The organism is Halorubrum sp. SP9 (assembly GCF_005435015.1).
Taxonomy (GTDB): Archaea; Halobacteriota; Halobacteria; order Halobacteriales; family Haloferacaceae; genus Halorubrum; species Halorubrum sodomense.
The window spans coordinates 1-400 of record NZ_SGXU01000435.1 but is presented as its reverse complement, the minus strand read 5'-3'; the positions used below and the strand labels follow the sequence as shown (position 1 = coordinate 400).

Here is a 400-nt window from a genome sequence, read left to right as displayed (position 1 = left end):
TCCACCCACAAACAGAAAATTACAACGGGAACGGCTCTGTTGAAATCCTCGGCAACTGGTGGGATCGGCGTGCGAGATACGGAGGGTGAATTCCTCAAAGTGGGTGGACCAAAGCGACGCACCGCTCGACGCCTACGCGGGAACGTCAGGCCGCAGGCGAGACCGGTTGGAACGCATCGCTGTTCGAGAGGTACGACGCGAACTCGGTCGGTTCGATGCCGTACGCCTCCGCATCGGCCGTCGGGTTCGACCCGTAGCCGACCTCCTCGAACCAGGTGTACATTTCGGCCATCTCCTCGCCGGCCATCGCGCGGTAGTCGTCGATCTCGGGACGGACGTGCGTGATTTCGCGACCGAGCATGTCCGAGAGCGCCGCCGCCAGTTCGACGGGCGTGCGGTT

1 pseudogene is annotated in these 400 nt (G+C 63.0%); it reads right to left on the bottom strand.

Features of this window, described 5'->3' with window-relative positions:
• Positions 1–145: 145 nt before the first annotated feature.
• Positions 146–400: pseudogene (locus EXE45_RS20090) on the bottom strand (hypothetical protein); the annotation flags it as partial.